This window comes from Bacillus sp. FSL K6-2944, from assembly GCF_038005385.1.
GTDB classification, from domain to species: domain Bacteria; phylum Bacillota; class Bacilli; order Bacillales; family Bacillaceae_G; genus Bacillus_A; species Bacillus_A cereus.
This window is the reverse complement of sequence record NZ_JBBOTE010000001.1, coordinates 3709813-3725824: the sequence shown is the minus strand read 5'-3', so window position 1 is coordinate 3725824 and position 16012 is coordinate 3709813. Positions and strand designations below refer to the sequence as shown.

The window sequence follows — 16012 nt, the reverse complement described above, 5'->3', positions numbered from 1 at the left end:
ATAGCAAGTATATAGAAAGGAGAAAGGTAGAAAATATGAAGCAAGTATTGAAGTGTTTTAATGTCGTAACGATGATCACACTTCTCCTATCCATCATATTGCCTTCACCCAGTGCTTTTGCTACAGAGATAAATAAAAAAAGCTGGGATGAGCTACAAGGAAATGATGTGAAAATTAAGGCAGAGCAAGTAAATGCTGAAATATATAAGGGAGAAGTAGCAGAGAGGGAGCACGTATTTCAATATACGATTGAAAATACGGGAGCTACACCAATTCAAGAATTGGTGCTTAAACAAAATAATGAAAATGAAATTACGTTCCCTTCGCAATCTGTGAAAGTAAACGGAGAGAAGTTACCTGAAAATAAGGTAGCGGATTTCTATGTAGAGGAAAAAGATAAGGGAGGAAAGGTTCTTTCTTCTAATCTTAAAATTAAAGATTTAAAATCACATGAAAAAATGACTGTGTTAATAAAAGCTCGTCGTGCACAACATTTTAATAATGAGTATAAGCAAAAAATTAGTGTGCAAAAGGATCAACTACAAATAGGGAACATGTCTGTAGATGTTGAGGGAATCCCTTCTGAAGAAAAGGTAGCAGCTAATGCCGATGAGGAGGCTGACAGTAGTAAGAAAGAAGTTGGCCCATCAGCTAATAATACAATTAAAAAAGTTGATGAAAAGCTAAAAGTATCTGTAGAAGATAAAAATAACCCTACATCAAAAACAGAACCACCAAAACAACCAGTAACCGAAGCTGAGAAACTAGAAAAAGAAGCGGAAAATCAGAGCGATGCAAAAGTACAAGCTGCATCAGAGAATGCTTCGAAGGTTCAAATGCAAACAGGGGATAAGCAAGGATTTGGAGATCCACTGTATTCTACAATTACTGCTGGTAATTTAGTACAGACTGGTAATGTAACACTTGGTTTGACGACCGATCATTATGGCAGACAAAGTCTGGGGTATAAGACGAATAAAATGACTGTGGACGTTGATAACGATGATAGTACTTTTAATTCGTCAACAGGAGCTTTTCCTAACATTCCTGCTGGAAGTAAAGTGAAAAAGGCGTATTTATTTTGGACAGCAGCTATGGGAACGCCAACTTATCCATCTAAAGAGTATAGAGTTAGCGATGCAGATGTAAGAGAGCCCGTTAAAATGAAAATGGGGAATAAAGGATACGCTGAAGTAAGTGCTGATAGTATACGAAAAGCGGATTATTTACCGTATATTTCAAATTACTCGGGTGCTGGTGCCGGTTATGTTGCATATGCTGACGTAACAAATGTAATTGCAAAGCAAGGTATTTCTCAAACGGTGACAGTTGCGAATGTGCCACAAATTAAATTTGAAAAAGGCAGTGGTTACTACTGGGGCAACTGGAATCTTATATTAGTGTATGAAAACCATAAAGAAACCGTAAAAGATATGAAGATTTGGGAAGGGTTAGTTGCTCAAAAAAGTGCAGCCTGGACAACTATTGGTATTAATAAAATAAACACGCCAAAAGAAGGGGCTTTTAAGGCGAAATTTAGTTATTTCTCGTCACAAGGAGATCCTGCTGAAAATGATATATATGCCTATGATTTTGGGCAGTATGATTTTGGATTCGGTTATAAAGATTTAGAAAACATTAACGGTAAAAAAAATGATGTTAATGATTCATCTATGACAGAAGTGCAAGTGGATGGTACTAACGAGTTTGTTACGAAAAAATATCCAGGATATAATCCGGATTGGACAAATTCATTTAGTACTGATATTCATACGTATCATCTTGAAGGACCTGCTAAAGTAAAAAATGATTTAAAAGAAGGTAAAATGCAATTTAAAGCAAATGGTGCTACTGGTGATATTTACGTATTAAATAACGCTACATTTGTTACAGAACATAATGCGCCAAACTTACAAGTTGATAAAAAGGCGTTAGATAGTGCTGGGAAAGAAATTAAGGACGTTAAAGCTGGTGAAGAGTTTACGTATCAAATTGAAGTGAAAAATGATACGAAAAATAACCAAGCCCCTGTATCTAATGTAAAAGGTTTTGATAAATTAGATGATCGTTTAGAGTATGTTCCGGGATCTATTCAATATGTGTCTGGAAGTAATAAAGGAAATAAAACAGATAATGCAAGCGATGATGAAGCAGAGTTTGTAAATAATCAAATTGATTTCCGTATTGGTGAAGGTGCAAATGCTAAAGACGGCGGTGTTTTAAAGCCTGGTGAAAGTACTGTTATTACATTCAAAGTAAAAGTGAAAGCTTCTGTACAATCAGATACAACAGTAAAAAATATCGTTGTTGTAAAGGGACAAGATAGTAGCGAGGTAAATTATGAAACTGCAGATGATGCAGATATTACGGTTACGACTCCAAAAGAGATCCCTGGAGAAATAGAAGCTAAAAAAATAGCATCTAATAAAACACCGAAGCTAGGTGACGAGGTAGAGTATCGTATTACATTTAAAAATAAGACAAAAGATGGACGTCTAGATGTATTGACAATTGAAGATGAATTACCAAGCAATCTTGAATACGTGAAAGATAGTTTGAAAGCAGAAGGTGCAAAACCAGAGCCAGTAGAGCTGAAGTTTGAAAATGGAAAAGTAATTGCAAAGTATCCAGAAATTATGGATATGGAAGAAAGAAGTATCGTCTTTAAAACAAAAGTAAAAGAAACTGCAAAAATTGGTGAAGAAATTGTTAATAAAGCAACCGTTAGTGATAAAACAAATCCACCAAAGAATCTAGAAGAGAAGATTACACCACAGCATAAGGCCGGTAAAATTGCTGCAAAGAAAAAAGCAACAAATAAGAAGCCAAAGCTAGGAGAAGAATTTGAATATCAAATTAGCTTCCAAAATACGGTGGAAAACGGAAAACTAGATGCAGTTACAATAGAAGATGAAATTCCAGCTAACTTAGAATTTGTTCAAGGCAGTGAGAGAGCTGAAGGTGCTGAACCAAATCCAGTAGAGTTAAAAGTAGAAAATGGTAAGGTAATCGCAAAATATCCAGAGATTACGGATACAAAAGAGCGAAGCATTGCCTTTAAAGTGAAAGTAAAAGAAGAGGCAAAAGCCGGAGAAACGATCGTTAATAAAGCGGTTGTGAGTGAGCCGAATGGACAAACTGAGCATCCAGAAGAAAAGATTACGCCGGATTATAAATACGGTAAAGTGGATGTTGAAAAAAGCGTAACGAATCAAACACCAAAACTAGGAGAAGAAGTGGAATACCGAATTACATTTTATAATACGGTAGAAAACGGAAAACTAGAAAAGGTGCTAGTAGAAGATACACTACCTAAAGATGTTGAATACGTGAAAGATAGTTTGAAAGCTGAAGGTATAAAACCAGAGCCAGTAGAACTAAAAGTGGAAGACGGCAAAGTAATGGCAAAGTATCCAGAAATTACGGATACAGAAAAAAGAAGTATTGTTTTTAAAGTGAAAGTAAAAGATTCGGCAAAAGTAGGGGAGGCAATCGTAAATAAAGCAATTGCAAAAGATCCGAAAAATGAGCCTGTTGAATCAAAGGTTGTTATTACACCGCAAAGTAAAAAAGGTGAAATTGCTGCTACAAAGGTAGTTAATAATAAGAAGCCAAAGTTAGGCGAAGAAATCGAGTACCGTATTAGTTTTCATAATACGGTTGAGAACGGAAAACTTGAAGAGGTGCGAGTGGAAGATACAATTCCAAAAGGTCTTGAATATGTAGAAAATAGCATCAAGGCCGAAGGAGAAGCACCTGGACCAGTAGAATTAGCTGTTGAAAATGGGATAGTCAAAGCTAAGTATATCGATATTATGGATATGAAAGAAAGAAGTATCGTCTTTAAAGTAAAGGTGAAGGAAGAAGCAAAAGTAGATAAAGAGATTGTCAATAAAGCAATTGTTGATGATACGAAAAATCCACCGATTGAGCCGGAGGAAAGAATTACTCCGCAACATAAGGATGGAATAATTGATTCGAAGAAGACAGTAGATAATCCATCACCAAAACTAGGAGAAGAAGTAGAATACCGAATTAGCTTTAAGAACACGGTAGAAAACGGAAAACTAGAAAAGGTAATAATAGAGGATACAATTCCTAACGGTTTAGAGTATGTAAAAGGCAGTGAAAAGGCTGAAGGTGATAAACCAGCTCCATTAAAGTTAAGTGTGAAAGATGGAAAAGTCATTGCTGAATACGAAAATATTACGGATATGAAAGAAAGAAGTATTGTCTTTAAGGTAAAGGTGAAGGAAGAAGCGGAAGTAGGTAAGGAAATCATCAATAAGGCAATTGTGGATGATATGAAACATCCGAAAGAACCAGAAGCAAAAATCACACCATTACACAAAGATGGAAAAATTAAAGCGAAGAAAAGCGTAAATAATGAAACACCGAAGTTAGGAGAAGAAGTAGAATACCGAATTAGTATGAAAAACACGGTTAAGTACGGAAAGCTAACAGACGTGATAATAGAGGATACTTTACCAGAAGGTTTAGAGTATGTAGAAAATAGTTTGAAAGCAGAAGGTGTCGGAACAGATTCAGTAGAGCTGAAATTTGAAAACGGTAAGGTAATGGCAAAATATCCAGAAATTATGGATACAGAAGAAAGAAGTATCGTTTTTAAAGTGAAAGTAAAAGAAGGAGTAACAGTCGGTAAAAAAATCATTAATAAAGCAACTATTGATGATTCGCAAAATAAGCCAGTTAATCCGACTGCGGAAATTATTCCTCAGTATAAAGATGGAAAACTTGAAGCGAAAAAGATGGTAAATAATGAAACGCCGAAGTTAGGAGAAGAAGTGGAATACCGAATCAGCTTTAAAAATACGGTAGAACATGGAAAGCTAACAGAGGTAAAGATAGAAGATGATTTACCAAATGGATTAGAGTATGTGAAAGATAGTGTAAAAGTAGAAGGTTCTAAGCCAGATCCAGTGGAATTGAAATTTGAAAACGGTAAGGTAATGGCAAAGTATCCTGAGATTACAGATACAAAAGAGAGAAGTATTACCTTTAAAGTGAAAGTAAAAGGTAAAGTGAGCGATTCAATTGTTAATGAAGCGATTGTGAGCGATACGAAACATCCGCCAGAAACACCGACAGCAGAAATTATTCCGCAACATAAAGACGGAAAAGTGAAAGCGAAGAAGACGGTAAATAATGAAACGCCGAAGTTAGGAGAAGAAGTAGAATACCGAATTAGTTTTAAAAACACGGTAGAAGACGGAAAACTAGCAGAGGTGAAAATAGAAGATACTTTACCCGAAGGTTTAGAGTACGTAGAAAACAGTGTGAAAGCAGAAGGTTCTAAGCCAGATCCAGTAGAATTGAAATTTGAAAATGGTAAGGTAATGGCGAAGTATCCAGAGATTACGGATACAGAAGAAAGAAGTATCACTTTTAAAGTGAAAGTAAAAGATGAAGTGAAAGTCGGTAAAAAAATCGTCAATAAAGCAATTATTGATGATACGAAAAATGAGCCAGAAACACCGACGGCAGAAATTACTCCACAGCATAAAGATGGAAAAGTGGAAGCGAAGAAAACGGTAAATAATGAAACACCGAAGTTAGGAGAAGAAGTGGAATACCGAATTAGCTTTAAAAATACGGTAGAAAACGGAAAGCTAGCAGAGGTAACAATAAAAGATGATTTACCAAATGGATTAGAGTATGTGAAAGATAGTTTACGAGCAGAAGGTTCTAAGCCAGATCCGGTAGAACTGAAAGTGAAAGATGGAAAAGTAATCGCAAAATATCCAGAAATTATGGATACAGAAGAAAGAAGTATCGTCTTTAAAGCGAAAGTAAAAGAAGAATTTAAGGTTGGTGAAGGCATTGTCAATAAAGTAGTTGTTGATGATACAAAAGATCCAACAACTTCAGAAGTAACAATTACGCCAGAATATAAAGACGGTAAGCTTAAAGCAGAGAAATTTGTAAACAATAAAAAACCGAAATTAGGAGAAGAAGTAGAATACCGAATTAGTTTTAAAAACACGGTAGAAAACGGAAAACTAGTAGAGGTTACAGTAGAAGATGAAATTCCAGCTGGATTAGAGTACGTGGAGAACAGTTTACAAGCAGAAGGTTCTAAACCAAGTCCGGTAGAATTGAAATTTGAAAACGGCAAGGTAATGGCAAAGTATCTAGAAATTGCGGATACAAAAGAAAGAAGTATTATTTTTAAAGTGAAAGTAAAAGAAGAGGCAGAAATAGGCAAGGAGATTGTTAATAAAGCAATCGTAGTAGATACAAAAAATGAGCCAGAAGAGCCTCGTGTGGAAATTACTCCGCAATATAAAGATGGTAAAATTGCTGCGCAGAAAGTAGCAAATAATCATAAACCGAAACTAGGAGAAGAAGTAGAATACCGAATTAGTTTTAAAAACACGGTAGAAAACGGAAAACTAGTAGAGGTAAATATAAAGGATACATTACCAAATGGTTTAGAGTATGTAGAAGGCAGCATCACAGCAGAAGGTTCTAAACCGAAACCAGTAGAGCTACAGGTGAAAAATAATAAGGTAATGGCAAAGTATCCAGAAATTACAGATACAGAGGAAAGAAGTATTGTCTTTAAAGCGAAGGTAAAAGAAAGCGTAAAAGTGGGAGAAGAAATCGTAAATGAGGCAATTATAGATGATACAAAGAATCTGCCAGAAGAGCCTTATGTACCGATTACACCACAATATAAAGATGGGAAAATTGAGGCAAGAAAAGAAGTAAGTAATCATGAACCGAAGTTAGGTGAGGAAATCGAATATCGAATTATTTTTAATAATACGGTGAAAGATGGAAAACTAGCAGAGGTAAAAATAGAAGATGAAATTCCAGCTGGATTAGAGTTTGTAGAAGGAAGCGAAAAGGCTGAAGGTGAAGAGCCAAAACCAGTGGAGTTGAAAGTAGAAAATGGTAAGGTAATGGCAAAGTATTCAGAGATTATGGATACGAAAGAAAGAAGTATCGTCTTTAAAGTGAAGGTGAAAGATTCAGTTGCAATAGGTAAAGACATCACAAATAAAGCGATTATCCATGTTGATGATCCGAACCATCCAGTAATTGATCCGACAGCAAAAATTACACCGCAATATAAAGACGGTAAAATTGCTACTCATAAAAAGGTGAATAATCATAAACCGAAGCTAGGGGAAGAAATCGAATACCGAATTTCATTTAATAATACGGTGAAAGATGGAAAACTGGCAGAGGTGAAAATTGAGGATGAAATTCCGTCTGGTTTAGAGTATGTGAAAGATAGTCTAAAAGCAGAAGGTGATAAGCCAGCACCAGTAGAGTTGAAAGAAGAAGCTGGTAAGGTTAGTGCGAAGTATGAAAATATCACTGACATGAAAGAAAGAAGCATTATCTTTAAAGTGAAGGTGAAAGATTCTGTTGAAGTGGACAAAGCAATTGTTGATGATACAAAAAATCCACCAGAGCGACCAGAAGTAGAAATTACCCCGCAGCATAAAGACGGTAAAGTTAAAGCTGATAAAAAGGTAAATAAAAAAGATCCAAAGCTAGGAGAAGAAGTAGAGTACCGAATTAGTTTTAAAAATACGGTAGAAAACGGAAAACTAGCAGAAGTGAAAATTGAGGATCAATTACCAACTGGTTTAGAGTATGTGAAGGATAGTTTAAAATCAGAAGGTAATGAGCCAGCGCCAGTAGAGTTAAAAGAAGAAGCTGGGAAAATTACAGCGAAGTATGAAAATATTACTGATACAGCTGAGCGTAGTATTATCTTTAAAGTGAAAGTAACGGAAGTAGCAAAAGTCGGTAAGAAAATCGTGAATACGGCAATTGTAGATGATGACAATCCGAAGAATCCGCCGCAAAAACCAGAAGCGATTATTACGCCGGAGTATAAGGACGGAAAACTAAAAGCTGAGAAAACAGTAAATAATCCAGCTCCAAAATTAGGAGAAGAAGTAGAGTATCGAATTACTTTCCGTAACGTAGTAGAGCATGGAAAAGTAGCGAAGGTGAAGATTAAGGATGAATTACCAACTGGCTTAGAGTTTGTAGAAGGTAGTGAAAGAGCCGAGGGAGAGAATCCGAAACCGTTGTATGTGAAAGTGAAAAACGGAATCGTCCTTGCGGAATATCCAGAAATTACGGATATGAAAGAAAGAAGTATCGTCTTTAAAGTGAAAGTGAAAGAAAAAGCTAAAGTAGGCGAAGAGATTGTGAACAAGGCGATTGTGGAAGATACAATAAATCCACCAGAGCAACCGAATATCTCTATTCAGCCTCAATATAAAGATGGTGCATTACAAGCAGAAAAAACAGTAAGTAATCATGAACCAAAGTTAGGAGAAGAAGTAGAATATCGAATTAGCTTTGAAAATACGGTAGAGAACGGAAAACTAACTGAAGTAAAGGTAGAAGATGAAATTCCAGCCGGTTTAGAATACGTACAAGATAGTATAAAGTCTGATGGGCCGGAACCATATCCGGTGGAACTTAAAGTAGAGAATGGAAAAGTAACAGCAAAGTATCCAGAAATTACGGATACGAAAAAAAGAAGTATCATCTTTAAAGCGAAAGTACAAGAAACAGTACAAGTAGGAAGAGAAATTATAAACAAGGCGGTTGTGGATGATAATAATCCGACAAATCCACCGGTTGAGTCACTTATACCAATTACACCGCAATATAAAGATGGGAAAATAGAGGCAAGGAAAGAAGTAAGTAATCATGAACCAAAGCTAGGGGAAGAAATCGAATATCGAATTACTTTTAACGGCATAGTAGATGGCGGGAAGTTAGTTGATGTAAAGATTGAAGATGAAATTCCGTCTGGTTTAGAGTATGTGAAAGAAAGTCTGAAGGCCGTAGGTGATAAGCCTGTGCCTACAGAGCTTAAAGTAGAGAATGGAAAAGTAACAGTGAAGTATCCAGAAATTACGGATACGAAAGAAAGAAGTGTCATCTTTAAAGTAAAGGTAAAAGAAACAGCAAAAGTTGGAGGAGAAATAACAAATAAAGCGATTATTGAAGTGGATGATCCGAAACATCCAGTTATAGAACCGACAGCGAAAATAAAGCCAGAATATAAAGATGGTAAGTTAACAGCAGCGAAGACAGTAAGTAATAAAGAGCCAAAGCTAGGAGAAGAAGTAGAATACCGAATTAGCTTCAAAAATACGGTGGAAAACGGAAAACTAGATGTAGTTACAATAGAAGATGAAATTCCAGCCGGTTTAGAATACGTGCAAGGTAGTATTAGATTTGAAGGGGCTGAGCCAAATCCAATAGAGTTAAAAATGGAGTTTGGAAAAGTAATCGCCAAGTATCTAGAAATTACAGATACGAAAGAACGTAGTATTATTTTTAAAGCGAAGGTAAAAGAAGCGCCGAGTAAAGGGATAACAAATAAAGCAGTAGTGGACGATAAAATAAATCCGCCACTTGAGCCTACAGTTACAATTTTACCGAAAACAAAAGAAGATTTTAAGATATCAGAAGATCCGAAAGAACCGAAGGAGCCAGAAGTGAAACCGGAAGATCCGAAAGAGCCGAAGGAGCCAGAAGTGAAACCGGAGGATCCGAAAGAACCGAAGGAGCCAGAAGTGAAACCGGAAGATCCGAAAGAGCCGAAGGAGCCAGAAGTGAAACCGGAAGATCCGAAAGAGCCGAAGGAGCCAGAAGTGAAACCGGAAGATCCGAAAGAACCGAAGGAACCAGAAGTAAGATTGGAAAAAATAATTAAAGAGCCGCAAGTAAAAACAGAAAGAGAATTACCGAAAACAGGGGCAGCGTCTCCATGGATGATGTCAGTTGGTGCTGGAATTTCATTCTTAGTTGGCGGAGTATTATTCGTATTAGGTAGAAGAAGAAAACAATAATTTTTTTAGACGAAAAGCACACTGAGTTCGATAGTTTATCGAATTCAGTGTGCTTTCGTGGTATATAAAATAAAAGCTCCTTCCACGTATGGAAGGAGCTTTTATTTCTACATATTAAAACATGCTTGAGCTATGCATTGGTTGAAGTTTTGCATTTGGATCGAAGTAAGCTTTTGCATTGTTTACTGCTGTTGGTGCTTCACCGAAGCCGCAAGCAATGAGTTTTACTTTTCCTTCATATGTACAAATGTCACCAGCAGCGTAAATGCCAGGAATATTTGTTTCCATTTTTGAATTTACAAGGATGCTGTTTTTTTGTATATCTAAGCCCCAGTTTTTAATTGGGCCAAGAGAAGAAACGAAGCCATAGTTTACAATTACGTCATCAACATCGATGATAACTTTTTCTTCCGTTTTTACGTGCTGAAGAACGACTTGTTCAATTTTGTCATCACCAATGAGTTCAACTGGAACATACGGTGTACTTACTTCTGCACGAGAATTCATTAAGTTTTCGACGCTATGTTCATGCGCACGGAATTTATCGCGGCGATGAACGATTGTAACTTTTTCAGCGATCGGTTCTAACATCATTGTCCAATCAACAGCTGAATCGCCGCCGCCAAATACTACGACGCGCTTACCGGCAAATTTATTCATATCATCAACGAAATAATGTAAGTTTTTCTTTTCATACTTTGCTGTACCTTCTAATTCTAAGCGGCGTGGTTGGAAAGCACCATTGCCAGCAGTAATAATAACTGATTTAGAATAGTGAGTTTGCTTATTCGTAACAAGTTTAAATATACCGTCAGCTTGTTTCTCAAGCGTATCGACAGCTTCTTCTAAACAAACGGTTGGGTCAAATTTCTTCATTTGCTCTTTTAAGTTATCAACTAATTCTTGTGCGCGCACTTTTGGGAATCCAGCTACATCATAAATGTATTTTTCAGGGTAGAGTGCGGATAATTGTCCTCCAAGTTGAGGTAAGCTTTCAATGATTTTTACACTTGCTTGTCTCATACCGCCATAAAATGCTGTGAACAGCCCTGTTGGACCACCACCAATAATTGTTATGTCGTAAACTTTTTGATTTTCTGCCACTTTCATTCCCCCTATAGATGGAATTTTGATATTGATTTCATATATTGTTCATATGTACACGAAAATCCTGCAAATGATGACACTTTCAAATAAATGATAGCATATTTGAGTTCATAATACTTCTGAAAACGACTGAATTGTGTGTAAGTTTTCGCATAGGTTCTTTTTTATTGTATAAAATATACAGAAAGGAAAATACATGAAAAAAAGTCTAAAAAACCCTTGAAAACGCTATGTTATTTTAAAATATTGATAATTCTCCAGACGCTTGAATTCTGGAATAAAACCGACTAATATAGGGAAGTATTATGTTAAATTTCTATGACAAAATTCGTACGATTTTTTGACTGCGTTTTGTTATGATATAGAATGTGATAAATTCCACATTCTTGACAAATAGAGTTTTTAGTACTTGGTATTATTTCTCATTACTATTATATAAAGAAAAGGGTTGTGATTTGGTGAAGACTCCAAAAATCGTAGTTTTAGGTGCAGGTTATGGCGGGATGATTACGACTGTTCGTCTGCAAAAAGCATTATCTGTAAATGAAGCTGAAATTACGCTAGTAAACAACAACAGCTATCACTACCAAGCGACTTGGTTACACGAGAGCGCAGCTGGTACATTACAAGATGAAAAAATCTGTCTAGATATTCAAGACGTTATTGATACAAATAAAGTGAACTTTGTACAAGACACAGTAGTAGAAATTAAAGCTGCTGAAAAACGCATTATCTTAAAAGACGGCGAGTTAGAGTATGACTACTTAGTAATTGGTCTTGGTTTTGAATCAGAAACATTCGGAATTACAGGATTAAAAGAGCATGCATTCTCAATCGCTAACATTAATGCAACTCGTGAAATTCGTGAGCATATGGAAGCTAGTTTCTCTAAATATGCAACTGAACAACGCGATGAGTTAGTAACAATCGTTGTTGGTGGTGCTGGATTTACTGGTATCGAGTACGTAGGTGAGCTTGCAAACCGTGTTCCTGAACTTTGCAAAGAGTACAATGTACCACGTGAAAAAGCACGTATCATCTGTGTAGAAGCTGCTCCAACAGCACTTCCAGGTTTCGATCCAGCGTTAGTAGAATACGCTGTAAAACAACTTGAGAAAAAAGGTGTAGAATTCCGCATCGGTACAGCAATTAAAGAAGCAACTGAAGAAGGTATTATCGTTGCGAATGGCGATGACACTGAATTAATTAAGTCTGAAACAGTAGTTTGGGCTGCAGGTGTTCGTGGTAACGGTATTGTGGAAGAGTCTGGATTTGAAGCAATGCGCGGACGTGTAAAAGTTGATGAGTACATGCATGCTCCAGGATATGAAGATGTATTCATGGTTGGTGACGCAGCGTTAATCATTAATGAAGAAATTAACCGTCCATACCCACCAACAGCACAAATTGCAATTCAACAAGGTTACAATATTGCACACAACTTAACTGTATTAGTTCGTGGTAAAGGTGAAATGAAAAAATTCGCATTTGATAATAAAGGATCTGTATGTTCTTTAGGTCATGACGATGCAATGGGCGTTGTTATGGGTAAAAAGTTAACAGGTTGGAAAGCTTCCTTCATGAAGAAAGTAATCGATAATCGTTACCTATTCTTATTAGGTGGACCTTTATTAGTTCTTAAAAAAGGTAAATTAAAGTTCTTTTAATATATAGTAGAAAAAGCAGAAACGGCTAAGAGCTGTTTCTGCTTTTTTCATATTAAAAATATAGTATAATATAAAAAGAAAGAATATTCTGTCCGTTCTGAAAGAGGAGGTTATTACATCATGGAGAAACGAGGGAAGGTATGGCTAGCTGTTAGTGGTTTAGTAGCTACAAAAGATGGTAGGTGGCTATTTGTTAAGAAGAAATACAGTGGATTAAAAGGGAAATGGTCTTTACCGGCTGGTTTTGTAAATGAAGGTGAGACGGTTGATGAAGCTGTGAAACGCGAAGTGTTAGAAGAGACAGGCATTGTCGCTCATGTGAAGGGGATCATTGGTGTTCGATCGGGTGTTATTCGTAATGAGATTAGTGATAATATGATTATTTTTCTTTTGGAGCCTGAAGGAGAAAATATTATTATACAGGAGAAAGAATTGTCTGAAGTGGCGTTCTTACATCCGGATAAGATTGCGGACGATCCGAATACGTCTGTGCTTATTAAATATTTGTTAGAAGGAAGATCAGAACTACATCTTGAAGTGGACAAAACATTAAATCCAGGCGAACCATTTGGTTATACAGCTTATCACGTATTTACGGCACGTGCGAAGGAGAGGGGAAAAGAGTGAGTATACCGGTACTACTTATTTCAATGATGTTATTCTTTATTTTGTTCTTTGGAATTGGATTTTTACTCAACATGATTTTGCGAGCTACTTGGGTAATGGTTATTGTGTATCCTATTGTTTGTATGCTTATTATTAATAAAGCGAGTATGTGGGATTATTTTTCAAAACCGAAAGAAACATTTTCTTCGTTTGGGACAAGTGTATCGCACTTAGGACAAGCAGACGTATTTATTCTATCTACTGGATTAGTAGGGGCTGCTTTAGCAGGAGTCGTAATCAAGAAACTTCGGAAAAGCGGATATCAAATGTTTTAATCTCCAATTAAGTTGGAGATTATTTTTTTGCATATTCCTTCATGGTATAGGGAATGATTAACGATGAAGGAGTGTGGAATATAAAAATGTTAAAACGATATTGTATTCGCATTATGATGACTTGTTTACTTGCAATTGCATTATGCGTAACATGGAATGCTTTCACAGGAGTTTCTTTATTAGAGATTGTAAAGAAGTATGAGGGAACGAGTGCAAAAGAAGTACATGCAGCAGAAGTTAAGAGAAATGTTGCTCCGAGTAAAGAAGTGATAAATGCTTTAGAGCAGGCAAACGACTGGTCTAAATATCGTTCAATTGAAATGACTGCAACAGGTTATACATCGGGGATTGAGTCAACTGGTAAGAGGCCAGGGCATCCAGAGTATGGTATTACATATTCAGGTGTTAAAGTGAAAAGGGATTTATATTCCACAATCGCTGCGGACTTACGCGTATTTCCGATTGGAACGATTCTATTCGTACCAGGTTATGGATATGGTGTAGTAGCTGATAAGGGCGGTGCAATAAAAGGAAACCGTCTTGATCTATATTATGATACGGTGAAAGATGTTTATAGCCAATGGGGTAAGAAAAAAGTAAATGTGTACGTAGTAAAAGTAGGAAATGGTAAGTTTACAGAAGAAGAGTTAACGATGTTAAATCAAGACGAAACGATGCAAGTGTTTCGTGGTCAATATTTAAAACAAAGATAGTCTAGTCGTAATTACGCTAGACTTTTTTTCTTGGCTTATTTCATAATAGAGGGGATTTTACACGTCATATAACTGTAGTTAGAATTGTCGCATTTTATCGAAAATAAAGTTATAATGGTGGTAGAGAAATTTAGGGGGTCTGAACATGTTTCAAGTACAAAAAGAATTAGCAGGTCATGAAGCAGTAATTGTTGCTTTATTTGAAGAAGAGAAAATGAGTAGTTTTGTACAAGAACTGGACAAAGCGTTTGAAGGACAATTACAAGTTTTACTAGAAGAGAAAGAATTATCTACGAAGAAAAAGGCCATTTCGAAAGTGCATAGCTTAGGAAAAACAAATGTGAAACGTTATTACTTTGTTGGTTTAGGCAAGAAAGAGTCTTACACGACAGAAACGTTACGTGCGGCTCTTGGTAAGGCATTTAAAACACTGCAATCAGCAAAAGTACAAGATGCAGCAATCTTACTTGATTCTTTCGTAACAGAGAAATTAGACGCGATTGATGTCGCTCATATTGCAGCAGAGGTACAAGGCCTTGGTACATATGAATTACAAACGTATAAATCAGATAAAAAGGATCGTGTAGAGTTAGAGAAGTTCACGGCTATTACAGCGGAAGATGCACAAGAAATTGAAGCCGCATTAACAGTTGGCTACGTACATGGACGTGCAACAAATTCAGCTCGTACACTTGTAAATATGCCGCCAAACGTATTAACAGCGACAAAGCTTGCTGAGTATGCTGTTGAATTAGCGGAGAAGTATGATATGGACTATAAAGTTCTTGAGAAAGAAGAGATGGAAGATCTTGGTATGGGTGCGTTACTTGCAGTAAACCAAGGTAGTGTAGAGCCACCGAAAATGATTGCTCTTATTTATAAAGGAAAAGAAGAGTGGACAGATGTCATTGGATTCGTTGGAAAAGGTATTACATACGATACAGGTGGTTATTCTTTAAAACCACGTGAAGGCATGGTCGGTATGAAAGGTGATATGGGCGGTGCAGCTGCTGTATTAGGTGCGATGGAAATTATCGGTGAACTTCGCCCAGAACAAAATGTGATCGCTGTTATTCCTTCAACTGATAACGTTGTAAGTGGTACGGCATTTAAGCCAGACGATGTAATTACATCTATGAGCGGAAAAACAATTGAAGTATTAAATACGGATGCAGAAGGTCGTCTAGCTTTAGCTGACGGTATTACGTATGCGAAAAAACTTGGTGCAAACTACCTTGTTGATGTTGCAACATTAACAGGCGGTGTAATTGTTGCACTTGGAAACTATACGACAGGCGCAATGACAAATAATGAAGAGTTATTTGAGCAAGTGCTAGAGGCTTCTATGGAAACAGATGAGCCAATTTGGCAACTACCGATTTTTGATCGTGATAAAGAACGCGTTCGAAACAGTAAGTTTGCTGATTTAAATAACTCACCAGGCCGTGAAGGACATGCGGTTATGGCAGGTACATTCTTAGGCGAATTCGCTGAAGATACACCGTGGGTACACTTAGATATCGCTGGAACATCAGAAACAAAAGGCGCGCACGACTTAGGTCCAGCTGGAGCAACTGGTGCAATGGTACGTACACTTGCAACACTTGTGGAGCGTTTTGGAGAAGAATGATTTTTTGAAGAAAAGGCTGTCTCAAATTTTTGAGACAGCCTTTTTTATTGGTATTTAATAGTTGATTTTCAATGTTATACTTATGTGATATAATTTT

At 36.6% G+C, this 16012-nt stretch carries 7 protein-coding genes; 6 read left to right on the top strand and 1 reads right to left on the bottom strand.

From position 1 onward, the window contains the following. Positions 1-35 precede the first annotated feature (35 nt). On the top strand, positions 36-9857 hold the full coding sequence (locus MHH55_RS19060; RefSeq protein WP_340881044.1) for an isopeptide-forming domain-containing fimbrial protein: 9822 nt from the start codon (positions 36-38) through the stop codon (positions 9855-9857). A gap of 114 nt (positions 9858-9971) precedes the next feature. On the opposite strand, the gene MHH55_RS19055 is transcribed toward MHH55_RS19060, so the two are convergent. After that, positions 9972-10961, bottom strand: a complete 990-nt coding sequence (locus tag MHH55_RS19055) for an NAD(P)/FAD-dependent oxidoreductase (protein ID WP_000829785.1) — start codon at positions 10959-10961, stop codon at positions 9972-9974. Positions 10962-11422: 461 nt separating this feature from the next. Here MHH55_RS19055 and MHH55_RS19050 point away from each other — a divergent pair, with 461 nt between their 5' ends. The 5 genes from MHH55_RS19050 (at position 11423) to pepA (ending at position 15915) form a co-directional block, all read left to right on the top strand. Beyond that, a complete protein-coding gene (locus MHH55_RS19050) occupies positions 11423-12631 on the top strand; it encodes an NAD(P)/FAD-dependent oxidoreductase (protein ID WP_000856612.1) in 1209 nt (402 codons plus the stop codon). Between the two features lie 120 nt (positions 12632-12751). Further along, positions 12752-13258, top strand: coding sequence for an NUDIX hydrolase (locus MHH55_RS19045; RefSeq protein ID WP_000415313.1), 507 nt, complete (start codon positions 12752-12754; stop codon positions 13256-13258). Continuing rightward, a complete protein-coding gene (locus tag MHH55_RS19040; protein WP_000027016.1) occupies positions 13255-13572 on the top strand; it encodes a YuiB family protein in 318 nt (105 codons plus the stop codon). The genes MHH55_RS19045 and MHH55_RS19040 overlap by 4 nt, the downstream gene beginning before the upstream one ends. Before the next feature lie 86 nt (positions 13573-13658). Continuing rightward, positions 13659-14285, top strand: coding sequence for a 3D domain-containing protein (locus tag MHH55_RS19035; protein ID WP_000920103.1), 627 nt, complete (start codon positions 13659-13661; stop codon positions 14283-14285). A 145-nt stretch (positions 14286-14430) separates the two neighbouring features. After that, the gene (gene pepA / locus MHH55_RS19030; RefSeq protein ID WP_000487950.1) at positions 14431-15915 is read left to right on the top strand and encodes a cytosol aminopeptidase; all 1485 of its coding nucleotides are present in this window, start codon (positions 14431-14433) and stop codon (positions 15913-15915) included. Positions 15916-16012: the final 97 nt, after the last annotated feature.